Source organism: Kitasatospora sp. NPDC096077, assembly GCF_040303245.1.
Taxonomy (GTDB): Bacteria; Actinomycetota; Actinomycetes; order Streptomycetales; family Streptomycetaceae; genus Kitasatospora.
The window spans coordinates 25,171-46,999 of sequence record NZ_JBEOSV010000060.1; the positions used below are offsets into that span (position 1 = coordinate 25,171).

Consider the following 21,829-nt stretch of genomic DNA (forward strand, 5'->3'; position numbering starts at 1 on the left):
TCGAACGGCCGGTGCCCGCCCCCCACGCGTGGGGGGCGGGCACCGGCCGGCGGCGTCTCAGGTGCGCTTGAAGAACTCCACCTCGGCCAGGGCGATGGTGTGGCCGGGCGCGGTGCCCGCGGCCTCGCGGACGGTGAGCTTGACCTGGACGACGTCGCTGATCCCGGTCGCCACCGTCTGCGGGCCCGGCTGGTCGTTGAGGGTGAGCTGCTTGCGGTGCACCTCCCCGTCCGAGGACGTCACCTCCAGGGTCAGCACGACCGGGCGGGCCTGCTGCCGGAACTGCTCCGGGTCCGCGGAGGCGCCGGTGTGGACGATCAGGTCCACCAGCCGGAACGGGCTGCGGAAGGTGAAGTCGATCGAGTCCCCGATCGCGGGCGCCCCCCAGTAGGTGTTGCTGAGACCGTCGTCGGCCGCGCTCGCGGGGTGGCCCTCGACCGCGGCGCTCGCCGTGGTCACCGAGGGACTGACCGGCGCGGTGCTGCCGAGCTTGTCCAGCACGTCCTGGAAGGCGCTCTTGCCGAGCGGGTACAGCAGGATGCCGGCCACCACCAGCGCGAGCACCACGATCAGCGCGATGACGCGGCGCAGCGCATTGCCCGAACCGCCCATCCGCACCCGGCGGCGGAACGGCCAACGGGTGCGCCACCAGGGCAGTTTCGGCGGCGCCGCGGTGACGGTCAGCGGGGCCGCGCAGCGGCGGCAGAAGCGCCGCTCGGGCAGGTTGGGCGTGCCGCAGCGGGGGCACGGCGGGCCGTCCTGGGCCTCCTCGGCCGCGGTGGCGCGGACGACCGGACGCGGGGCGACGGGCTTGGCGGGCTGCACGGCCACCGGGTCGGCCTGCGGTTCGGGTTCGGGTTCGGGCTCGGGCGCGCGGGCCGGAACCGGACCCGGATCGGCGGCGGGGGGCGCTGTCCGGGGCGGCTCCGCCGGGGTTTCGGGGGCCGGGCGGGCGCGGGTGGAGGTCGAGCGGGTGGTCCCGGTGGCCGGCGGGACCGTCGGCTCCTCGACGGGTGGGGCCGGTGTCCCGGACTCCGGCTCGGTCGGCTGGGTGCGTCGGCTGCGGCTGGTCACCCGCCGGGAGACGTTCCGCCAGGTGGACCCGGTGCGTGCCGTCCCGGGCGCGTCGGGCTCGGCCGGGGCGGGCGCCGCTGCCGGAGCCGGTGCCGGAGCCGGTGCCGCAGCCGCGCCGGGCGCGGGCGTGGCGGCGGTGGGCTCGGGCACCGGCGTCGGCGTCGGCGTCGGCGTCGACCGGGACGTTGACCGCGAGGTCGTGGGAGAAGTCGAGGGAGCGGCCGACGAAGACGTCGACCGCGAAGTCGACGGAGGGGTCGACGCGGGCGGGGACGTGGGCGAGGACACGGGCGGAGACGCGGGCGGGGAGGTCGGGCCGCTGCGCGACCACCCCAGGTACGCGCCGCAGTTGCCACAGAAGTCGTCCCCCTCCGCGTTCGCCGTACCGCACTCGGGACACACCGGCATCCGTCAGCCCTCCGCTCGCCCGGGTGCCCCGGGCAGGATCTCGACCCGGCAGGTCAGGTGGACCGGGCAGCCCGCCCGGACGACGGCCAGCACCTGGTCCTCGTCCAGCGCCGCCCCGTTCAGCGGCCAGACCCGCACCAGCACCTCGCCGCTGTGCGCGGGCAGCGGGGCGTCGCCGGGCGCGGTGGCCCAGGAGACGCCGCCGCCGTCCACGATCTCGGCGCCGGCGCCCAGCACCAGGCGCAGCCGCTCGGTGAGGCCGCGCCGGGTGCCGCGCCACCGGTGCAGTTCCATCGCCCGGCCGACCACCGCGCGGCGCACCTCGTCCGGCCAGGCCGGGTCGACGTCCACCGCGACCCAGGACGCCAGCCAGTCGACGAAGTCGCCTGGTGCGAGCCGGGGTTGGAAGTAGGCGGGCAGGTTGTCCAGGGTGGCGAAGACCGGCGCGAGGACGGTGTCCAGGCCGGCCGTGAAGCGCTGGGCGAAGTCGTCCTCGGCGAACAGCGCGGGCAGCAGTTCGCCGATCGGGTGCGGGCTGGGCAGCCCCGGGACCGCGGCTCTGCTCATGCCGTCCCGTCCTCGGCGGCGGTGGTGATCACGATCTGGTGCTGGTGGGAGAAGACCAGGGCGTCCGGCGGGACGTCGACCCGTTCGGCGGGCGCTCCCCGGCGCCCGGTGATCGGGTCGGCCGGGAACAGCCGCAGCTCCTCGACGCCCGCGACCGCGGCCACCCGCTGGAGCACGGCGAACACCTCCCCGTACTGCACCGCCCGGCCGAACGGCCAGCCCCGGCCGTCGGCGCCGCCGCGCAGCGGGTTGAGGTAGCGGTAGAGCGCGTCGAGCACCTCCTCGCGGACCCGGTCCGGGTCGGCGGCGCGGGTGGTGAGCCGGGCCACCACCGTCACGCCCTGGTAGGAAGGGGGCTGCACCAGGACCCGGGTGCCGATCAGCCGCCGCTCGTCCAGGGCGGTCGCGACGGCGGCCAACACCTGCTCGTCCGGGATGAGTTGCTCGAAGCGCAGCCGTTCGCCCTCGTCGGCGACGGCGTCCGGGACGACCAGGACCCGTACCGTCCCGGCCTCCCCGCCGCCGGCCGGCACGCAGCTGACCCGGGCGGCGGAGGGCGCGGCCTGGCGGGCGATCAGTTCGAAGTCCCCCGCGGTGACGGCGCGTTCCTGCAGTCGCAGCTGGTGCGGGGCGCGCAGCTTGGCGTTCTCCACGGTCTCGCCGTCGACCCCGCCGCGGGCCGCCTCGCGGTTGTCCACCCGGGCGATGTACGGGACGGAGCTGCGCAGCACCGTGATGGTGCTGCGGGCGACGTTGCCCGCGATGCCGCCGCCGGTGCGGTAGGTCGGGACGCGCAGTTGGGCGCCCTTGGGCGGCACCGCGCCGAAGGCGCGCAGGCTGCCGTCGGGTTCGCGGACGGCGGGCGGCAGGTGGAACTCGCCGTTGGTCGCGTCCAGCACCACGTGCCGGTCGGTCGGTTCGGAGTCGCCGAAGTGCTCGACCACCGTCCAGCGCTGCCAGCCCTCGCCGGCCGAGACCTCGACCACCGGGGGCTCGCCGTCCAGCAGCACCGGCGGACGGGCCAGCCGGAAGCGCTGTCCGGCGACCCCCTCGGAGGTGCCGAGCGGGGCGCCGGTGACGGTCTGGGCGTGCACGGCGGTGGCGGTGCCGCCGATGGTGAACACCTCCGCCCGGCGGACGGTGGGCGACTCGGAGTAGAACGGCTGGCCGGGCCGCGGCTCGGTGACCCGGCAGCGCAGCCAGCCGGCCCGCCGCCCGGCGACCACCGAGGCGGTGTGCCCGGCGGGCACGAACACCACGACCTCGCCGGGCCGGTTGAGCCCGCCGGTGGTGTCGCTGCCGGTCTCGCAGGCGATCCAGCGCGCGCCGTCCCACACCTCCCAGGCCAGCGGGGGCTGGCGCGGGTCGACGCCGACGCCCTCCACCCGGCTGTCCAGCCGGACGGCCAGGATGCAGCGCGGCACCACGGCCGGCAGGGCGAAGAGCATGGCGTCCCCGGCGGCGGGGCGCGGCTGGAAGCAGCGCACGTCGACGCCGTCGGCCAGCCGGCCGGTGACGTCGGCCTGCTCGCCGGAGGCGGAGACGGTGACCAGCCGGTCCAGGGCGCTGGGGACGATCGGGAGGTCCTCGGCGGTGCCGAAGACCACGGCGTCGTCGGTCTCGGTGCGCAGGGTGGAGACCTCGGTGCCCGCGCGCAGCAGGACGGTCTCGGGCTGCGGCGCGGAGAGCCAGAAGTCGACGTCGGCGCGGGCGGCGGCGGGCGGGAAGAGCCGGATGCCCAGCAGGTCGAGGAAGGCGGCGTAGTTCTTCTCCGGGACCCGGTTCAGCCGGTAGAGCAGCTGGTCGACCAGGTAGGCGAAGGTCTCGATCAGGGTGACGCCGGGGTCGGAGACGTTGTGGTCGGTCCACTCCGGCGCGCGCTGCTGGACGTAGCGCTTGGCCTCGTCGACCAGTTGCTGGAAGCGGCGGTCGTCCAGGTTCGGGGAGGGCAGGGCCATCAGCGCACGTTCTCCTCGATCGCGGCCGCCCGTTCGAGGTCCGGGTGTTCCGGGATGGTGTAGAAGGGGAAGACCAGGTTGCGGCGGTCGTTGGTGGCGCGCACGGTGTAGTGGACGTCGATGTAGAGGGTGCCCTCGTCGACCCGGTCGAAGGCGATCACCACGTCGTCCACGGTGATCCGCGGCTCCCAGCGCTCCAGTGCGATCCGCACCTCGCGGGCGATCCGCCCGGCGGTGGTGCTGTCGCCCGGGGCGAAGACGTACTCGTGGATGCCGCAGCCGAACTCCGGGCGCATCGGCCGCTCGCCGGGGGCGGTGCCGAGGATCAGCCGGATGGCCTCCGCGATCTCCCGGTCCCGCTCCACCATGCCGATGCCGCCGGTGGCGTTCACCCGCAGCGGGAAGGCCCAGCCGCGGCCGATGAAGCTGCTGGTCATATCGCGCCTCCGATCAGCACGTTGAACGCCCCGGCGACGATGGTCGCGCCGCAGGTCGTCTTGTCGCCCATCCGGGCCGCGGGCAGACCGCCGATCAGCACCACTCCCCCGGTCACCCCGCCGAGTTGGGGCTCGACCAGGTTGGCCGGGCCCATCTCCACGTGCGGGACGCAGGCGTGCACGGTGCCGGCCACCGCGGCGGGCCTGCCGCCGATCAGCACCGTCGCGACCTTGAGGGCGGCACCCGGCGGCGGGGTGGTGAGGGCGCCACCGTGGTCGGTGGGGTCGCCGGTCCGGGCTGCGGGGGGCATGTACGGTCTCCGTTCCGATGGCTCCTGCCGGAGCACAGTGGTCTTCCAATCCGACGTCGGGCATTTCGAGGTCGGACACTTCGAGGTCCCGAGTGCCGACGTCACGCATTCTGACGTCACGTCAATTGATGCGCACGAACGCCCCCTTGAGAACCGCCTCGGCGCCACCCTCGACGGTGACCGTCGTGCTGCCCCGGACGGTCACCGAGCCGCCGCGCACGTCCACCGTGCCGGTGCCCGCGTCCAGGGTGATCCCCGAGGGGCTGAGCCGCACCGTGCTGCCCGCCCCGCCCATCCCGCCGTGCACGGTCAGCACGATCTCCCCGTGCTGCTGGTCCAGCCGGACCTCCAACTTTCCGTCCCCGCTGGCCAGTCGGACGCCGGACTGACCGCCCGGCACGTCCAGCAGCTCCATCCGGTGGCCCGAACGGGACACCACGGAGCGGCGGTTGACCGTGCCCGCGGTGGCGTCCACCAGCGGCACGTCGTGCGGGGAGGGCCGGTCCACGCCGTTGTAGAGGCCGCCCAGCACATAGGGGCTGTCCAGGTCGCCCTGCTCGAACCCCACCAGCACCTCGTCGTTGACCTCGGGGCTGACCACGCCGCCGCCCCCGTGGCCGCCCCACTGCACGGTGCGCACCCAGTCGGAGACGTACGTGTCGTCCAGCCAGGGGAACTTCAGCCGCACCCAGCCGCGCTTCCCGTCGCCCGGCTCGCGCACGTCGGTGACCACGGCGACGGCCAGGCCGGGCATCCGCGGCCCGCGCGGCGGCGCGTTGCCGCCGGTGGCCAGCCCGGCCAGCGAGCGGTCCGGCGACGCGCTGACCACCACCGTGGTCCGGTAGCCGCGGAAGGGCTCCAGCAGGTGGCGGGCCCCGGTGACGGTGTAGCGGCCGGAGAAGGCCGCACCGACGTTGCCCAGGGCGACCGGGGTGCCCGCCCGCAGCCGCGGGTTGCCCTCGGCGACCGCCTCCAGCTCGCCGAAGCCGGCCGCCACCGAGGCGGCCAGCGAACGCGCCACCGCGGCGGTCTCCGCCTGGGTGCGGTACGGGGTGTCGGCGACGGTGAGCCGGGTCGGGCCGGGGAAGGCGGAGGCCACCACCGAGGGGCTCATCCCCGGCTGCACGGTCGGCGCGGTCAGGGCGGGCTCGGTGGCGACCAGGGCGCTCTTGGTGGTGACGTTCCAGCCGCGCGCCTCCACGGTGTCCGCCCCGGCCGCGCCGGTCAGCACCCCGCGCAGCTCCAGCAGGTTGCGGCCGTACTCCAGGACCAGCGGGTTCTGCGGCGCGGGCGTGTTCGGGGCCGGCGCGGCGGAGGCGGGCTGCGGCCGGACGAACTCCAGCTTGCCGTCGTCGTCCACCCGCACCTGGGCACCGCTCTCCTGCGCCAGGAACTGCAGGAACTCCCAGTCCGCGACGTTCGCCTGGGACAGCTGCTGGTGCACCACCGGGAAGGAGTCGACCTTCCCGCAGCTCAGGCCCGCGCCGGCGGCGACCTCGCGGACGATGTCGGCGGTCGTCATGTTCCGGAAGGCCTTCACCCGGCGCCCGCGCATCAGCCGGTGGGTCACCGCCGAGGCCCGCAGCACGGTGTACGAGCCGGTGGTGTCCACCTCCAGCTCCAGCGCCGTCACCTCGCCGGTGAACAACCGCACCTGGGTGTGCCCTTGGACGGTCACCACGGACACCTTGAGAGGCGTTCCGATGGTGATGCCGGTCGCGGTCAGGAAGGTGTGGTCGGCGTCCCGGAAGCTGAGCACCGCCGTGTCGGGCAGGCCGACGCTCTCCTCGATGTCGCAGGACACCAGCTGGGCCGCCCACGCCGGCGGCAGCTGCCCCGGCGCCTCCACGACGGGATCCGCGGCGAACGGCCGGCCGCCCCGGGCCTCGGGTGTCGTCACGACCGACCACCCCGGGTCAGCTCGTCGATCCCCGGCACGATCAGCTCGGCCCCGGGGACCAGCGCCAGCGGATCGTCGATGTCGTTGGCCTCCGCGATGGTGCGCCAGGCCGTCGCGTCCCCGTACGCGCGCCACGCCAGCAGCGGCAGGCTGTCGCCCGCCACCACCCGGTGGGTGCTGCGGGCCTCCGGGGAGCCGGAGGTGGGGTTCTGCCCGGCCGGGTCGACGCTGGCCTCGTCGATGGAGAGCGAGCACACCGCGCGCAGCGGACTGCCGTCCACGTCGAACAGCGTGTAGGTGACCGACAGACCGCTCAGCACGCCGTTGAAGGAGGTGGTCTTGAGGGTGCCCCAGTCCAGCCGGATCCACGGGCTGGCCGGGGTCTTGCGGGCCAGGCTGGTCGGGGTGGGCACGCAGGCCTTCATCAGCTGCTCCACCGCCCGTTCCACCGAGTTGTCGTGGCTCGCCGTCGCGTCCAGGAACACGTCGAGCGACAGCGACCGCGGACCGCTGCCGACGAACTCCGGCAGCGCCGACTCCCCGGCCATCCGGGACGGCGTGCGCCGCCACTCGGTGCTCTTGCGCAGCACCAGGGTCGCCGGGTTGAACTGCAGCGGCAGCCGCGCGATCGCCCCGCCGGGCTGGGCGCCGACCGTGGACGGGGGCTCCATGATGGTCAGTTGGGCCCGGGTGACGCTCGCGGGGACCGCCGAGGACATCCTGCGTGCTCCTTGGGTGGGGGGGGGAAGTTCCGGTCTCGGGGGCGGGCGGGTCAGGACGGGCGCAGGCCCGCGTGGGCGATCTCCAGGGTCTCCACCGCCGCCTGGGAGTTCGACGGGTCGAAGGACGGCCCCTCCCAGCGCACCGGGACGATGCCGAGCACCTGCCAGCCGACGATCCGGCTGAGGTCCGGCCGCAGCGCCACGATCTCGCCGTCCTTCGGCTCCACCTTGCGGACGATCTCGTTCAGCCAGCGCGCGATCTTGAGGGTGTCCGCCGTGACCGCGCGGGTCAGCGTGATGTTCGTCCAGGTGATGCGGCCCGGCAGCTGCCAGGAGAAACCGTTGTTGCCGCCCTCCGCGTACTGCTCGATCTCGACCTGGGCGCCGAGACCGGAGCAGGTGGTGAACTCGCCCAGGTCGTTGCCGCCGATGGTGAGGCTGAAGAAGACGCTGCTCGCGAAGATGTTGTCGGTCATCGGTCCCCGTTTCCTGCTTCCTTGCTTCCTTGCGTGCTGTTGCCCCGGCCTGCCCGCCCTGTGGTCAGCGGCGCAGGTCGTACGGCTTCCCGGCGCGTTCCCGGCCCCGGCGCAGCTCCGTGCGCAGCAGCCGTCCGACCGGTTCGACCAGGCGCCGGGCCAGTTCGTCCAGGTCGGCGGGTGCCGCCCGGTCGGGGGTCTCGGCGGGGTCGGTGGCCTTCGCCGCCGACGTGGACGCGGACGTGGACGTGGACGCGGACGCGGACGCGGACGGCGGGCTCTTCGGCGGCGCGGCCTGCACCGTGGTCGGGGTCCGGGCCGGAACGGCGGTCAGCGGCACCCCGACCAGGCCCGTCTGCTCGGCCACCCGCTGCAGCAGCCGCGCCGTACCGGGCGTGGACGGTGCGGGGCGGACGGGCGGCGTGGACAGTCCGGACGGTCCGAACGGCCCCGACGGTCCGGACGGGACGACCGGCGTGGGCGCGGTGGGCAGCTGCGGCGGCGGCCCGGCGACGACCGGGAGCCGCTGGACGGACTGCACCGACGGCGCCGACGACGGCGCCGGTACCGACACTGCCGTCGCTGCCGCCGGCCGGACGGGCTCGGGCCATCCGGTCGCGGCGCCCGTGTAGGCGGGCCCGGACGAGATGACCGTTGAGGGCGCCGCGGAGGGCTGCGGGCGTACCCCGGAGACGACCGGGAGCCGCTGCAGCGACTGGACCGGAGGGGCCGCCGATGCCACCGCTGCGGCCGGCCGGACGGGCTCGGGTCGTACCGACGGGACGCCCGTGGCCTGCCCGAACGGCCCTGACGGCGCGGCCGGCGCGGCCAGTGGCACGACCGGCGAGGGCCCCGCGGACGGCTGCTGCGGCAACGGCCCGGACGCGGCCGGTGCCCGCTGGATCAGCTGAGCCGCCGGCGGCGCGGGCCGGACGACGGGCACCGACGGAACGGCCGTCCCACCCGCACTCCCGGTGAAGGCCCTGCCTGCGCCCCCTGCCAAGGTCCGTCCGACCGAAGGAGGTTGAGCAGCCGCGCTGCCGGAGCCGCCCCCGCCGTCCTGCGACCGCCGGGACTCCGGCCGGGCCGCGCGCGGCACCGCACTCCGCTGCACGGCAGGCTGATCGGTCACCGTCCGGGCGCCGTCCACCCGGCCGTCCGAGGAGCGTCGGAACCGCGCACGCTGTACGGCGGAGACGACCCCGCGCACCACTCCGCCACCGGCGGAACCGCCCGCTCCCGCGCCGGCCCCCGGCGCGTCGGACCGTGCCGGGCTCCCCTGCGGGGCCGACCGGCCGACGGTGCTCCGGCTCTCCCTGCTCTGCCGGCTCTGCTGGCTCTGCTGGCTCTGCTGGATGGCCGCCGGGCGCCGTCCGCCCCGGTCACGCGTCGGTGCCGTGGTCGGTGCCGCCGTCGATGCCGACAGCGCTGCCGGTCCGCCGTCCGTACGGGGCACCAGCGCCTGCGCCTTGGGCCAGGCGACCGGGACCACGGGCGGGGCGGACGCCGGGCGGGCGGCGGTGCCGCTCACCGAGGAGGCCGCCGACGCGGCGGCGAGGGTGACGTTCATCGGTCGCTGACCGAGCAACCCGCGCCTGCGGCCGGGCAGTTCGACGGCACGCTGGATGCCCGGTCCACCACCTGCCGACCGCTGGGGAACCGTCAGCTGGACCACCGGGACACTGCCGCCACCCGGTACGCGCGGAGCAGCCCCCGGGGCGCTTCCGACCGCCGGGGTCCGGTCGTCGTCGAAGCCGCGCCGCGTCGCTGACAGTCCGTCATTACTTACCACCGGCAGTGGAGTTGACTCTCCAGCGTCGGGGCCGGGGCGCTCCGCGGCACGCTGCACGCTCGGCCCGCCGACTCCCGACATCGGCCCCATGACCCGCCGGACCGGCCGCCGGCCGCCGAGCAGCGGGGCGGAGGCGCCCGGCGCCGCAGCCGTCGGCGGCAGCGCGTCGAGGGGCGCGCCCAGGCCGCTGCGCGCTCGGGCGGGGGCCGGAGTGGGCCGGGCCAGCCCGGTGCGTTCGGAGTCCCGCGCGGACGGCACGGCGGCGGACGAGGACGGCGTCCCCGCCGAAGTGCCGCTTCCGGAAGACGTGGTGGAAGACGACGTGGTGGAAGACGATGCGCCGGAGGACGACGTGCCTGCGGACGACGCGCCGGAGGACGGCGCGCGCTGGACGGAAGCGCCTGCGCCGGTCCCGCGCTCGGGGCGGGCGACAGGTGCCGCCCCACCCGCTCGGGCGGAGCCCGCAGCGCGGGCCCCCGTCCCGGACGGCCCGGCGTCGGCACGGCCCTGGGGCCCGGCCGTCGCACCACCCGGTGCGGGCGCGGCGCTCGACGGAGTCGTGGACACCGCGGGTGCGGCGCCGGCAGGCCCCGCGTCGGCCCGGACGACGGGCATGGCGGTGTCGCCCGGGGCAGGCACGGCGGTCCGGGGACCGCCGGAAGCCAAGGGCGCGGCACTCGCGGGCAGCGCGGTCAGCGGCGCGCCGAGGACCGGGCGGGCCGGTCCGGGAACGCTCGGCGCGGCGGCACGCTGGACGGTCGGCCCGTCGGCCTGCCCGGGGCGCGCGGGCGCATCGGAGAAACCGGGCGCGGTGGCCCGGAAGTTCGTGGACGGTGCTGCGTTCTCGGCCGTTTCCGGCGCCGCCGCAGGACGCGGGGAGTCCGCGCCCCGGCTCGCCGGCGCTCCGACGGCATCCGTCGTCGTCCGGCCCCGCCCGGGCACGGCGGCGATCGGGCGCGCGGGCAGCGCCCGCGGCCGTCGCGCGACGGTCAGCGGTGCGCCGACGGTACGCGGCCGCACCGGACGGTGCGCCGGGTCCGCCGTCCCGCTCCGCTGCGGGGACACGGCATCAGCCTTCGGCACGTCGGCCTTCGGCGCGGTGGCACCCGTCTCACCGGGCACGGAGGAGCCGGACGTCGGCACGCCCCCGTCGGCACCCGCCGGACCCGCCGAACGGTCCGGACCCGCCGGACGGTCCGCACGCGGCACACCCGTCGGACGCGCCCCCGGGCGCACGGGCAGCCGCCGCAGCCGGACGGACCGCTGGACCGGCGGTGCCGCCTGCCGCCGCGCCGCCGCTTCCCGCGACGGCGTCGACGGCCCCGACGGCGCCGACAGCTCGGGCTGAGCCGACTGCTCCGGCGCCGACGCCGTACCACCCGCACTCGGCACCGCCCGCAGCACGAGCGCGTCCGCGCCCGCGTAGCCGGCGCCCGGAGCACTCGGGGACGCGACCGCCCGCAGGAGGCCCACCGGCGCGGTCGGCAGCACGGCGTGCCCGAGCGGGCGACCGCTCAGCGACGGGTCCTGCCAGGAGGCCAGCCGGGAGCGGAACTTCAGCCCGTCGCTGACCCCGTGCGCCGCCCCGGCCAGGGTGGGGACCAGCGGCGTCACCGCACGCCATCCCCCGTCCCCGGCCGCCGGGCGCCGCTGCACGGGCACGTCCGAGTCACCGGCGAGCCCGCCGGCGACCGCGCCGGAAGCCTCACCGGCAACCCCACCGGCAACCCCGCCGGAGACGTCGCCGCCGGCGGCAGCGGCGCCCGCAACGGCCCCGCCGCGCCGCCGCGCGATCCAGTCCCGCAGTCCCACCCGGCTCACCCACCCTCACTGACACGGGTGTTGAGCCGCGCGATCTCCCGCACCCACTGCCCGCGTTCGCGGTGGGTCAGGTCGAGGAGGTCCTCGCGCGGCCAGTGGAAGTGGTAGGCGATGTACGCGATCTCCTCGTACAGCCGAGCAGTCGCGTACGTCACGATTCCCCCAGGCGCCCACCGGCGAGGTCGACCTCGAAGGCGCCGTCGCAGTGCGGGCAGGTCACCGCGGCGCGCGTGTGGCCTTCGCTGTTGATCCGCTGGTACAGGTCCTGGAGGAAGGCGACGTCGGTGGCGTACATCCGCTCGACGATCCCGGCGTGCACGTCGGTGAGCTCGCCCAGCCTGGTGATGACGTGGCTGAGCAGCACCACGCTCAGGTAGGCCGGGTTCTCCTTGACCCGCAGGTCGATCTGCGGCATCAGCTCGTCGCGGGCGGTGGCGAGGCGCATGGCGCCGTGGCGGTGCACGGTGCCCTCGTCGTCGACGTAGCCGAGCGGCAGCTCGAACTCGAACTCGGTGTGCGGCGCCTGCCGCCGGGGCCCGGTCGGCCCCGGCTGCCCCTGGGCCGGTTGCTGCGGCGCGGGGTTCTGCTGGGCCGGGGCCTGTTCGAGCAGTTCCTCAAGGCCGATCTTCCGCCTCACTCGACCCGGATCTCCTCGAACACGATGGTGACGGTCTCGGTGGCGGCGGCGGACTCGCCCGCGCTGAGCGTGGGGCCCTCCCAGCGGCTCGCCCAGGCGTTGCTGAGCTGGATGCGCCGCAGGGTGGCACCGGTGGTGTCCTTGACCTCGATGGTGAGGTTCTGCCGCGCGGTGTTGATCGCCCCGTTGTTGAGGGTCTCCTTGATCCAGTCCGTGAAGGCGCCGCTCTTGTCCAGGCCGCGGGTGATGGTCACCTCGCCGGGGAGCCGGGCGCCGGGCTGCTTGCGGACGATCAGTTTGCCCTGCTGGGTCACCTGCTTGTACTCGACGACGTCCTGTTCGACCGTCAGGTTGCTGATCTCCTTGATCGACTCGACGTTGTAGCCGCCGAGTTGGACCCCGAAGATGTGTGTGGAGAGCGGATCGCCTTCAGCCATGGCGTGTTGTCACCTTCCGATGCGTTGCGTTGGGGTGCCCGCGGGCGCGGGGCCGCGGGCGGGGCCCGGACCGGGAAGCCCGGGCCGGGCCGACCGTGCGACGGTCACTCGTTGACGAGGCTCGTGCTGTCGGAGAACTGCGCCAGCCGGAACACCACGAACTCGGCCGGCTTCACCGGCGAGACCCCGATCTCACAGATCACCTGGCCGAGGTCGATCGACTCCGGCGGGTTGTTGTCGCGGTCGCACTTGACGTAGAAGGCCTCGGCCGCGGTCTGGCCGAACAGCGACCCGCGCCGCCACTCCTCGGTGAGGAACGCGGTGATGTTGCGGCGGATGCTGGACCACAGCCGGTCGTCGTTGGGCTCGAAGACCACCCACTGGGTCCCCAGGAGGATGGACTCCTCCAGGTAGTTGAACAGCCGGCGCACGTTCAGGTAGCGCCAGGCCGGGTCGGAGGAGAGGGTGCGCGCGCCCCAGATCCGGATGCCGCGCCCGGGGAAGGCCCGCACGCAGTTCACGCCGATCGGGTTGAGCAGGTCCTGCTCGCCCTTGCTGAGCCGCAGTTCGAGGTCGACGGCGCCGCGGATGACCTCGTTGGCCGGGGCTTTGTGCACCCCACGCTCGGAGTCGCTGCGCGCCCACACACCGGCGGCGTGGCCGCTCGGCGGGACCATCACGTTGCGGCCGCTGGCCGGGTCGAACACCTTGATCCACGGGTAGTACAGCGCGGCGTAGCGGGAGTCGTAGCCCGCCTCGTCCTGCCGCCAGGTCCGCATCTGCTGGGCGTTCAGGCCCGGCGGCGGGTCCAGCACGGCGATCCGGTCGCCCATCTGCTCGCAGTGCGACATGACGGCGAGCTGCACGGTGCGCAGGCCCTCGTCGTCGATGTCGCCGCGCTGGTAGGCGCTCATCAGGTCGGGCACCGCGACCATGGTGATCTCGTCGATCGCCTCCAGGCCGGAGAAGCCGGTGCGGGCCGCGGCGTCGCCGACGTACTCGGCGGGGTCGAGCCGGCCGGCCCGGGCCGCGACCGGCCCGGGGGCGGGCGCGGGGGCGGCGGCCAGCACGTGGCTGCGGCGCTCGGGGCGGCTGGGAGCGGTGCCGGGCTGCTCGGCGACGGCGACCAGCTTGGAGTCCCGCAGCTGGGTGACGACGTAGCCCTTGGTGTTCTTCCGGGTCGAGACGTCGTAGCTCTCCACGACCTCGGCGCCCCGGCGCACCAACAGCTTGAACCGGTCGTCGGGGACGTTCTCGCCCTCGACGTCGGCGACCTCGACGGACACGTCGGCGCCCGCGCCGGGCAGGGCGGAGACCAGGAAGCCCCCGATCTCGGCCGGCGGCGCCGCGGTGACGGCGGCGGGGGCGGCGGTGCCGGCGGCCTGCCGGGCCGGGTCGCCGACCCGCACCACATAGGCGGAGCCGCCGCCGTTGGCGAAGAAGCCGTACACCGAGTGCGCCAGGTAGGTGCCCTCGGTGAAGCCGCCGAAGTGCTGGACGTACTGGTCCCAGTTGGTGACCAGCGTGGGCTCGTGGAAGGGGCCGGTCTCGGCGAAGCCGACGAAGGCGGCGACGGCCGTGCCGACGCCCTCGATCGGCCGGGCACCGGACTGGACCTCCTCCACGTACACGCCCGGGGTGAGGTACGACGGCATACGCGCTCCTTCAGTGGCCGATTTCGCCCAGTCATTCGAATCCGAGTCTGCGGCCGGAGCCCCGTTCGGGGACATGCCCGCAGGTCCCGGACCGGGGGCAGCACCGGCTGCCCCCGGCGGGCAGCCCGCCGGGTACCCACAGACGCCCCGGCCGGCACACCCGGCCCCGGTCGGCCGCGCCCGGCGCCCACGCACCACCGGTCCCGGCCGCGCCCGGCGGACCGGGGCCCACCGGTGTCAGCCCAGCCCGACGTCCCCGAGGGCCGCGAGCCACGGCCCGAACTCGCCCTCCAGCACCAGCCGCCCGAGCTTGCGGTACTCGCCGACCACCGCGCCGACCAGCTGCGCCATGCCCAGCGGTGTGCCCGCCCCGGCCGCCAGGTAGGCCGCGGAGACCGCGCAGGCCCGGATGGACCCGCCGGTGAGCTCGAACTGCCGGGCGCAGAAGTCCAGGTCGAGGTCGTCGGCGCGGGGCAGCCGCGGGCCCAGGCAGCGGTCCCAGAGCAGCCGCCGCTGCGCCTCGTCGGGCAGCGGGAACTCGGCGATCACGTCCAGCCGCCGGGTGAACGCCTCGTCGAGGTTGGCCCGCAGGTTGGTGGTCAGCAGCGCGATGCCCGAGAAGGACTCCATCCGCTGGAGCAGGTACGCCGTCTCGACGTTGGCGTGCCGGTCGTGGGCGTCCTTGACCTGCGAGCGCTTGCCGAACAGCGCGTCCGCCTCGTCGAACAGCAGCACGCCGTTGACCTGCGCGGCCTCGCTGAAGATGCGTTCCAGGTTCTTCTCGGTCTCGCCGACGTACTTGTCGACCACGGTGGACAGGTCCACCACGTACAGCTCCATGCCCAGCTCCGCGGCGACCACCTCGGCCGACATCGTCTTGCCGGTGCCCGACTCCCCCGCGAACAGGGCGATCACCCCGTTGCCGCGGCCGCCGCCCGGCCGCATCCGCCACTGCCCGAGCACCTGGTCGCGGTGCCGGGCCCGGAGCACGAGTTCGCGCAGCCGGGCGGCGGTGGGCTCGGGCAGCACCAGGTCGGACCAGCCGACCGCGGGCTCGATCCGGCGGGCGAGCCGGGCCAGCCCGGCGGCGTTCTGCCCCCGTACGGCGGCCCGCAGGTCCTCGGCACCGACCGGGCGGCGCTCGGCGGCGGCCGTCCGGGCCGCCACCTCGGCGGCCCGCTCCAGCTTCTCCAGGTCCAGCCGGTAGGCGGCCACCGCCTCGGCCAGCCCGTCGGTCAGCGCTTCGTCGAGCGGCGTCCCGGCGGCGGCCAGCGCGCGGGCCCACTGCCCGGCCACGGCGGATCCGTCCGGCGGCGGGACGGTGACCACCACGGGGCTCTGCCGCGCCCAGTCCGGGTCCCACACCTGCGCGCCGTGCACGATCAGCGGAAGACCGCTGAGTTCCGCGCACAGCTCGCGCAACAGGGCGGCCCGCTCGGGCCGTTCGGGCTCCAGCCGGTCCAGCGGCCCGAGCACCACCCCGCCGCCGCCGAGCCGGGCCTCGCGGGCCAGCACCCGCAGCAGGCCGGGTGACGGGCGGGCGGCCAGCGCGGCGGCGTCGACGACCAGCGGCGGGTGGCCGGCGGCCGCCAGGGCGGCTTCGGCCAGCGGACCGGCGTGGCCGCTGCGGTCCAGCAGGTACACCGGTCCGCCGGCCGCGGCGGCGGCGCGCAGCCGGGCGCCGCGGTCCGCGTCGGGGCCCGTGTCGGGATCCGCGCCGAAGGCCGCGTCAAAGGCCGCGCGGGAGCCTGTGCTCACGCCCGCACGGCGGGCCAGGCCGGCGAGCGCGTCGTCCGGCGCGTCGTCGCCGAGCAGGTGGGCGGTCACCCGGTCCGGCACCCGCAGGGTGCGGGAGAGCAGCGGGCGCTCCGGCTCGGTGATCTCCAGCAGACCGCCGGCGATCAGCGGGGCCCGTCCGGCGAACCGGAGGCGGCCGGCGCCGGCGCCCGGCAGCCCGCACAGCTCCAGGGCCAGGCCGACGGTCGGCCGGCGCCGGGTCAGGTCGTCGTTGAGGTAGCCGTACAGCTGCTCGAAGCGGGTGTCGAGCTCGGGGGCGAGGGCCACCGTCAGGAGGTCGAGGTCGACCGGGAGCAGCCCGAAGGCGGCGCCGAGCCGGGCGAGCCGCGAGTCGGGCGGCGGGGCGGGCGCGGCGGCGACCGCGGCACCACTCAGGCCGGCCGCGGCGGCGGAGGCCAGGATCCGTTCCACCGCCTCCGGGCCGAGGTACTGGCCGCGGTACGGGTCGTCCGGGTCCGGGTCCTCGGCGCGGCGCTCGCGTACGGCGGTCCGGACCCGCTGTTCGACCCGGTGCAGCCGGTCCCAGAGGTGGTCGCGCGCGGGCGACTCGGTCACCGCCGTCCGGAGGGCCGGGGTCATCGCTTCCCGCCCAGGCCCGTGCCCGCGCCCGAGCCACCGCCGCGGACCCGGCGGCCGGGCGGCAGCGCGCGCTCGCGGGGCGCGGCGAAGCCGTCCACCCCGGTGTCCGCGGCCTCGCGGTAGCGCAGTCGGCGGGCCGGGTCCTCGGTCGCGCCGTCCCTGCTGCGGTCCTCGGCGCGCACCACCAGCCCTTCGGTGACCGGCGGCCCGGCGGGGGCGAGCCCGCCCGCGAGCGGGGCGATCGCCCGCAGGTCGATCGAGGGCCGCAGCTCCCCACCGAGCGCGGACCAGACGTCGGACACCGACGGCAGGCCCGTCTCGCGCCCGGCGATGTCCAGTTCGACGGTCATCCCGAGTCGCGCGAGCGTCCCGGTGAGGTGCCGGGCGGGCAGCGCTTCCACGGCGGTCAGGCACTGCAACACCTCGGCCAGCAGCCGGTGTTCGTCCTGCGGGCGGTTGGTCCAGACGGTGACCAGGTAGGCCAGTTCGAACCAGCGCGGCGCGGCACGGTGCCCGACCACCAGCCCGTCCTCGTCGTACTCGGCGACGGTCCCGCTCTGCCGGCGGCCGGTCTCCTCACGGATCCCGTACAGGAAGACGCTGACCGTCGGCGCGGTGCGCCGGGCCGCCAGGTCCCGGGTGGGCGCGTCGAACACCACCTCGACGCCGCGCTCCGGCAGCCCCGCCTCCGCGAGCAGCAACCGCAGCCCCTCGTCCACCTCGTGGATCATCGCCGTCCCGTCTCCTCTCCACCGGCTCCGACCACGGAGCACCGGCCCGAACCACACCGCACCGGGCGTCGACCCGGCCGACCTCCCGCGCGGGCCCCGGCCGGAGCCGGGCGGGCGGTCGGGTCGGAAGCAACCGCCCGGTTCACCGGCGCTCCACCTCTCCCGGCGGGCCGATGCTGCCCTTGACCACCAGGAACGGGGTGGTCACCGGCGAGAAGCCGGGGCCGTCGGCGGTGATGGTGCGGGGGCCGGTCTCGTCCTTGGGGAGGATCAGCAGCTGCCCCGCGAAGGTGCCGTCGGCCTTCGGGTAGGTGGGGGCCGCGGCGGCGGTGAGGCCGGGCTGCCAGGTGAACCGGACCGGTACGCCGGGCGGGAAGTCGATGCCGCGCACCGAGGTCACGAAGCCGGGCTTGCCGATCGGCGGCACGGCGACGATGCGGGGCTGGAGGATCTTCAGCGGGGTGCTGGCCCGGTGCGGTCCCGGCGTGGCGTCGGTGCCGGTGGTGGTCAGTTCGGCGGTGACGGTGGTGTCGAGCACCGCCACCGGCGACAGCACCACCCGGATCACCTGACGGCCGTCGGGCCGCAGGTCGGCCAGCTCGCAGCTGCCCGCGCGGCAGCCGGGCGGCAGTGCCTCGGTGGGCACTCCGGCGGGCAGGCCGAGGCTCAGGCGCAGCCCGGTGGCCCGGGCCTGGCCGGTGTTGCGCACGGTGTAGCTGACGGTCACATGGCCGCCGACGTAGCCGGGGTCGGGCTGGGCGTCGATCGCCACGGTCGGCCCGGCCTGGGGCTCGGGGGCCGGCGGCGGGGGCGGCGCAGGCGTGCTCGGGGCCGGGGTGCTCGGCGTCGGGGTGCTCGGCGTCGGGGTCGGGGTCGGCGAGGCGGTCGGTGACGGCGTCGGGCTGGGCGTGGGGCTCGGCGTCGCGTCCAGCACCGGCAGGACGGTCTCGGCGGAGTCGTCCTCGGGGTTCGGGTCGACCACCGTCCCGGTGACGGTCCAGCCGAACGGCTGGTCACCGCTGCGGGTGCCGATCACGGTGGCGGTCACCCGGACCTGCGCCCCCGGTGCCAGCGTGCCGAGTTCGCAGCGCAGCGCGGCCGCGTCGCAGGTCCCGACGGGTGTGGTCAGCTTGCCGAGCCGGGCGCCGGTCGGCACCGCGACGGTGAGGACGGTCCCGGGCGAGGGCGCCGGGCCCTTGTTGGTGACGGTGACCGGCACGTCCGTGGACCCGTCGACCCGGACCACGGCGGCCCGGGGCGGCGCGCTCAGCGTCAGATGGACGGACTGCTGGACGGCGGGCTCCTTCTGGCGCCCCGGCAGCCGCCAGTCCAGCGGGCTGAGCTTGCCGCTCGCGAAGTCGTAGACGCCCAGTCCCTCGGGGGAGTTCGGCGGCAGGGCCCGGCGGGAGGTGAGCACCAGCTGCTTGCCGTCGGCCGTCCAGGCGGCGTCGCGGGGCTGGTACGGGCCGGTGTCCGTGGTGTCGGCCGGCGGCCGGGTGCAGGCGCCCTTGTCGTCCTTGTGTCCGGCGGGCAGCAGCACCGTGCAGCCGGTGCCGGTGGCCGAGGTGACCAGGAGGGCGTCCTGCCGGTTGTTCCCGCCGTCGCCGGCCTTGCGGTTGAAGGCGATGCGCCGGCCGTCGGGGGAGAACACGGGGCTGTCGTCGATGACGTCGCAGGCGCCCGGGCAGGCCGTCCGGCTGAGGTCGGTCTGCCGGTTGAGGTCGGTGGCGGCCGCGGTCCAGACGTGCAGGTTCCCGGCGTTGCCGTTGACCACGGCGCTGCGGGAGAAGGCGATCAGCTTGCCGTCGGGCGACCAGAAGGGCTCTCCGTCCGAGGCGTCGGCGGCCCCGGGCAGGTCGGCGGGCGGCCGGACGGTGCCGACGATCGCGCCGGTGGCGACGTCGGCGACCATGACCCGGCCCGGGCGGGCGGGCTGCCCGCCGCCGGCCGGGGTGCTGCGGCTGAACACGACCAGCTTGCCGTCCGGCGAGAACGAGGGGTCGGTGTCGCGGTCGGTCGGTCCGCGTCCGGCGAGGTTCAGGACGTGCGGGTTGGCGCCGTCGGCGTCGGCGAGCCAGATCCGTTGGATGCGTCCGGCCGGGGAGTCCTCGTAGCGGGTGACCACGATCTGCCGGCCGTCGGGGGTGTACCCCTGCCGCTCGTACCAGGGGTCGTAGCCGGGGCGGGGGTGGAAGAGCGGGTCGTTGGCCGGGTCGGTGCTGGTGTTGCCGTCGGCGGCCGGGTCCTCGGTGAGCACGCTGATGCCGAGGTCGCGCGGGTCGGTGCCGTCGGGCTGGACGTCCTGGACGTCGGCGACGTTGGCGGCGGTGGCGCTGGTCTGCTCGACCACCGGGCCGCCCTCGGCCTGGGTGCCGATCCAGGTCGGCGTGGCGATCAGCCGGTTGGTGGTGTACAGCGGTATGGGGTCGGTGCAGTCGCAGGTCGGGGCCCGGTAGAGGTTCACCACGGGCGGCTGGTTGGGGTCGGGCTGCGGGGCCGGGGGCATGGTGGCGAGCCGGTCGGCGCTGAGGAAGAGGACGCCGGTGCCGTCGGCGAGCCAGGAGGCGGAGCCGGTCTTCCAGTTGCCGCCGGTGCCGGGGAAGAACGCCTTGTCGTCGGTGCCGGTGGGCGTGGTGAGCCGCAGGGTGCGGCCCTTGTCGGCCTGGTCCCAGGTGTAGACGATCTGGTTGCGGTGCGCGTCGTCGTTCACCGGGTTCCAGGTCGGGTCGAGGGCGTTGCCGTTGGTCACGTTGGTGACCTTGACCGGCGCGCCGCCGGCGAACGGCCGCCGGTAGATCTGGAGGTGCCCGGGCTCGCCGTCGCAGGAGTACGCGACCCACTGGCCGTCCGGCGAGACGGTCGGGTGGGTCTCGTTGGCGGCGCCCTCGGTGATCTTGCGCAGACCGGTGCCGTCCCGGTTGACCGCCCACAGCACGTGCTGGGTGCCGCCGTTGGCGACGGGCTCCAGGTTCTCGAAGACGACGCCCTTGCCGTCCGGGGCGAGCGCGGGGTGGGCGGTGTCCATGCCCCGGGTGAGCCGGCGCACCGCGCCCGTCCCGTCCCGCAGGTACACCTGGGGCCGCGGTTCGTCGCGCAGGCTGGTGAAGACCAGGTCGCTGCCGCGGGCCGAGGGGTCCTGGTCGAAGTGGACCGGGCCGGGCCCGAACAGCGGGGTGCTGGACGTCACGCCGGTCACCCGGCCGAGGCCGCGGTGGTTGGTGCCGGCGTAGACGACACGTCCGGCGTCCGAGCCGTCGGCGGCGGTCGGGGCGGAGCGGCCGCCCGGCTCCGGGGCGGAGCCCAGCGTCAGCACGGCGACGGCCAGTGCGAGCAGCACCGCGACGGCGGCCCGGGCCGGCCGCCGGACGGTTCGGGGGGTGGCGGTGGCGCCGGTCACGCTCGACCTCACAGGGTGGCAGGGGCGGTCTCCCCGCCAGTCTCACCGGCTCGGGCTCCCGGGAACAGGGCCCGGGCACCCGAGCCGGGGGTAACGACGGCTGTCCGCAAAGGGCAGGCCGCCACGGACCCGGCGGTCACGGGCCCGGCAGGATCGAGGACTTGGCAGGATCGCGGACCCGGCGGGCTCACCCGCCCGGCCGGGTCACGGACCCCGTGGTCACGGACCGGTCGGTCGCCGGCGTTGGGGACGGCCGTCGGCGCCGACCGGTCGCGACCACGTCGCGTCACCCCTCCTCGCGTCTCCTCCGCGTCGCATCGGCCCCCGCAACGGATGCGCCCGCGTCGGATCGACGCGAGGTCAGATCAGCCCGCGCCGCATCGCGTACCCCACGGCGTGCGCCCGGTTGCGCAGCCCCAGCCGCGTGATGATCTCGTGCAGCACGTTCTTCACGGTGCGCTCCGAGTAGGAGGTCTTGGCCGCGATCTCACTGGTGTCGAAGCCCTCGGCGACCAGCCGGAGCATCTCCGCCTCCCGGGCCGTGAGGGTCGACAGGGTCAGGCCCCGCCCGTCGAGCATGGTGCGCTGGAGCATCCCGATCCGGTCGAGCAGTTCGCCGAGCAGGTCCCCGGGCATCACCCCCTCGCCGTTGGCCAGGGCGGTGACCAGGTGCACCAGCCGGTCCTGGTCGGCCTCCGAGCGGCGCAGGACGGCGGCGACCCCGTTCTCGACGATGGTCTGCAGTCCCCCGGCCTCGAACTGGCCCACCACCAGGCCGATCCGGCCCGAGGTGGCGAGCCGCAGCCGGCGCAGGTGCTCGACGACCGCCTCGGTCAGGGCGTCCACCACCAGCAGGGACACCTCCGCCCGGCCGGCGTCGCCCTCGCTGAGCAGTTCCACCTCGGGCCGCTGGCGCAGCTGTTGGACCACGCCGGTCTGCAGGATGAGGTCCTCCGCGTACACGGCCACGGGTATCTGGGTGGGCCGCACGCGTCCTTGGACGGGCACCCGGCTCCCGGCGAGCCGGGTGGTGGTGCCCCCGGCCGGCGGTGCCGCCGGTGCCCGGCGGGTGGTGGTGACGGCTCCCCCTCGGGGCGCCTCGGTCGTCGTCATCGTTCTCTCCGTTTCTC

Annotated in this window: 18 protein-coding genes and 1 pseudogene; 1 reads left to right on the forward strand and 18 read right to left on the reverse strand. The window is 75.7% G+C overall.

Features of this window, described 5'->3' with window-relative positions; all coding sequences use genetic code 11:
- Window positions 1-57 precede the first annotated feature (57 nt).
- From ABTZ03_RS34095 to ABTZ03_RS34140, 10 genes and pseudogenes are all read right to left on the reverse strand, one after another.
- Window positions 58-1,074, reverse strand: coding sequence for an NADase-type glycan-binding domain-containing protein (locus ABTZ03_RS34095; protein WP_350517052.1), 1,017 nt, complete (start codon window positions 1,072-1,074; stop codon window positions 58-60).
- A 339-nt stretch (window positions 1,075-1,413) separates the two neighbouring features.
- Window positions 1,414-1,482: pseudogene (locus ABTZ03_RS34100) on the reverse strand (zinc-ribbon domain-containing protein); the annotation flags it as partial.
- A 3-nt stretch (window positions 1,483-1,485) separates the two neighbouring features.
- Window positions 1,486-2,049, reverse strand: a complete 564-nt coding sequence (locus tag ABTZ03_RS34105; protein ID WP_350517028.1) for a phage tail protein — start codon at window positions 2,047-2,049, stop codon at window positions 1,486-1,488.
- Window positions 2,046-4,007 (reverse strand): putative baseplate assembly protein, encoded by a 1,962-nt coding sequence (locus ABTZ03_RS34110; RefSeq protein ID WP_350517029.1) that lies wholly within the window; start codon window positions 4,005-4,007, stop codon window positions 2,046-2,048. The genes ABTZ03_RS34105 and ABTZ03_RS34110 overlap by 4 nt, the downstream gene beginning before the upstream one ends.
- Window positions 4,007-4,444: a GPW/gp25 family protein gene (locus ABTZ03_RS34115; protein WP_350517030.1), complete on the reverse strand. Its 438-nt coding sequence runs from the start codon at window positions 4,442-4,444 to the stop codon at window positions 4,007-4,009. Before ABTZ03_RS34115 ends, ABTZ03_RS34110 begins: the two co-directional genes overlap by 1 nt.
- Window positions 4,441-4,755, reverse strand: coding sequence for a PAAR domain-containing protein (locus tag ABTZ03_RS34120; RefSeq protein ID WP_350517031.1), 315 nt, complete (start codon window positions 4,753-4,755; stop codon window positions 4,441-4,443). The genes ABTZ03_RS34115 and ABTZ03_RS34120 overlap by 4 nt, the downstream gene beginning before the upstream one ends.
- A 121-nt stretch (window positions 4,756-4,876) precedes the next feature.
- Window positions 4,877-6,655, reverse strand: coding sequence for a VgrG-related protein (locus tag ABTZ03_RS34125; protein WP_350517032.1), 1,779 nt, complete (start codon window positions 6,653-6,655; stop codon window positions 4,877-4,879).
- A complete protein-coding gene (locus ABTZ03_RS34130; protein WP_350517033.1) occupies window positions 6,652-7,374 on the reverse strand; it encodes a CIS tube protein in 723 nt (240 codons plus the stop codon). Before ABTZ03_RS34130 ends, ABTZ03_RS34125 begins: the two co-directional genes overlap by 4 nt.
- A gap of 53 nt (window positions 7,375-7,427) precedes the next feature.
- Window positions 7,428-7,853 (reverse strand): phage tail protein, encoded by a 426-nt coding sequence (locus tag ABTZ03_RS34135; RefSeq protein WP_350517034.1) that lies wholly within the window; start codon window positions 7,851-7,853, stop codon window positions 7,428-7,430.
- A 64-nt stretch (window positions 7,854-7,917) separates the two neighbouring features.
- The gene (locus tag ABTZ03_RS34140; protein WP_350517035.1) at window positions 7,918-8,394 is read right to left on the reverse strand and encodes a hypothetical protein; all 477 of its coding nucleotides are present in this window, start codon (window positions 8,392-8,394) and stop codon (window positions 7,918-7,920) included.
- A gap of 760 nt (window positions 8,395-9,154) precedes the next feature.
- Here ABTZ03_RS34140 and ABTZ03_RS34145 point away from each other — a divergent pair.
- Entirely contained in the window at window positions 9,155-9,433 is a 279-nt protein-coding gene (locus ABTZ03_RS34145; RefSeq protein WP_350517036.1) for a hypothetical protein, read from the forward strand.
- Between the two features lie 2,029 nt (window positions 9,434-11,462).
- On the opposite strand, the gene ABTZ03_RS34150 is transcribed toward ABTZ03_RS34145, so the two are convergent.
- From ABTZ03_RS34150 to ABTZ03_RS34185, 8 genes are all read right to left on the reverse strand, one after another.
- Window positions 11,463-11,621 (reverse strand): DUF6760 family protein, encoded by a 159-nt coding sequence (locus ABTZ03_RS34150; RefSeq protein WP_350517037.1) that lies wholly within the window; start codon window positions 11,619-11,621, stop codon window positions 11,463-11,465.
- Window positions 11,618-12,103 carry a hypothetical protein gene (locus ABTZ03_RS34155; RefSeq protein ID WP_350517038.1) on the reverse strand — a complete coding sequence of 162 codons (486 nt, stop codon included), beginning with the start codon at window positions 12,101-12,103 and terminating at the stop codon, window positions 11,618-11,620. The genes ABTZ03_RS34150 and ABTZ03_RS34155 overlap by 4 nt, the downstream gene beginning before the upstream one ends.
- Window positions 12,100-12,540, reverse strand: coding sequence for a phage tail protein (locus tag ABTZ03_RS34160; RefSeq protein WP_350517039.1), 441 nt, complete (start codon window positions 12,538-12,540; stop codon window positions 12,100-12,102). The genes ABTZ03_RS34155 and ABTZ03_RS34160 overlap by 4 nt, the downstream gene beginning before the upstream one ends.
- 104 nt (window positions 12,541-12,644) lie before the next feature.
- Complete coding sequence (locus ABTZ03_RS34165; protein WP_350517040.1) at window positions 12,645-14,195, reverse strand: phage tail sheath family protein; 1,551 nt, start codon at window positions 14,193-14,195, stop codon at window positions 12,645-12,647.
- A 237-nt stretch (window positions 14,196-14,432) separates the two neighbouring features.
- Window positions 14,433-16,571 (reverse strand): ATP-binding protein, encoded by a 2,139-nt coding sequence (locus tag ABTZ03_RS34170; protein ID WP_350517041.1) that lies wholly within the window; start codon window positions 16,569-16,571, stop codon window positions 14,433-14,435.
- Entirely contained in the window at window positions 16,568-17,302 is a 735-nt protein-coding gene (locus ABTZ03_RS34175; protein WP_350517042.1) for a Pvc16 family protein, read from the reverse strand. Before ABTZ03_RS34175 ends, ABTZ03_RS34170 begins: the two co-directional genes overlap by 4 nt.
- 142 nt (window positions 17,303-17,444) lie before the next feature.
- On the reverse strand, window positions 17,445-20,699 hold the full coding sequence (locus ABTZ03_RS34180) for a hypothetical protein (protein WP_350517043.1): 3,255 nt from the start codon (window positions 20,697-20,699) through the stop codon (window positions 17,445-17,447).
- Between the two features lie 360 nt (window positions 20,700-21,059).
- Entirely contained in the window at window positions 21,060-21,812 is a 753-nt protein-coding gene (locus ABTZ03_RS34185; protein ID WP_350517044.1) for a helix-turn-helix transcriptional regulator, read from the reverse strand.
- Window positions 21,813-21,829: the final 17 nt, after the last annotated feature.

Excerpts from the sequence above, each read along its gene's own strand:
- ABTZ03_RS34105 (WP_350517028.1), bottom strand. The coding sequence starts at position 2,049 with ATGAGCAGAGCCGCGGTCCCGGGGCTGCCCAGCCCGCACCCGATCGGC.
- ABTZ03_RS34110 (WP_350517029.1), bottom strand. The coding sequence starts at position 4,007 with ATGGCCCTGCCCTCCCCGAACCTGGACGACCGCCGCTTCCAGCAACTG.
- ABTZ03_RS34115 (WP_350517030.1), bottom strand. The coding sequence starts at position 4,444 with ATGACCAGCAGCTTCATCGGCCGCGGCTGGGCCTTCCCGCTGCGGGTG.
- ABTZ03_RS34120 (WP_350517031.1), bottom strand. The coding sequence starts at position 4,755 with ATGCCCCCCGCAGCCCGGACCGGCGACCCCACCGACCACGGTGGCGCC.
- ABTZ03_RS34130 (WP_350517033.1), bottom strand. The coding sequence starts at position 7,374 with ATGTCCTCGGCGGTCCCCGCGAGCGTCACCCGGGCCCAACTGACCATC.
- ABTZ03_RS34135 (WP_350517034.1), bottom strand. The coding sequence starts at position 7,853 with ATGACCGACAACATCTTCGCGAGCAGCGTCTTCTTCAGCCTCACCATC.
- ABTZ03_RS34160 (WP_350517039.1), bottom strand. The coding sequence starts at position 12,540 with ATGGCTGAAGGCGATCCGCTCTCCACACACATCTTCGGGGTCCAACTC.
- ABTZ03_RS34165 (WP_350517040.1), bottom strand. The coding sequence starts at position 14,195 with ATGCCGTCGTACCTCACCCCGGGCGTGTACGTGGAGGAGGTCCAGTCC.
- ABTZ03_RS34170 (WP_350517041.1), bottom strand. The coding sequence starts at position 16,571 with ATGACCCCGGCCCTCCGGACGGCGGTGACCGAGTCGCCCGCGCGCGAC.
- ABTZ03_RS34175 (WP_350517042.1), bottom strand. The coding sequence starts at position 17,302 with ATGATCCACGAGGTGGACGAGGGGCTGCGGTTGCTGCTCGCGGAGGCG.
- ABTZ03_RS34185 (WP_350517044.1), bottom strand. The coding sequence starts at position 21,812 with ATGACGACGACCGAGGCGCCCCGAGGGGGAGCCGTCACCACCACCCGC.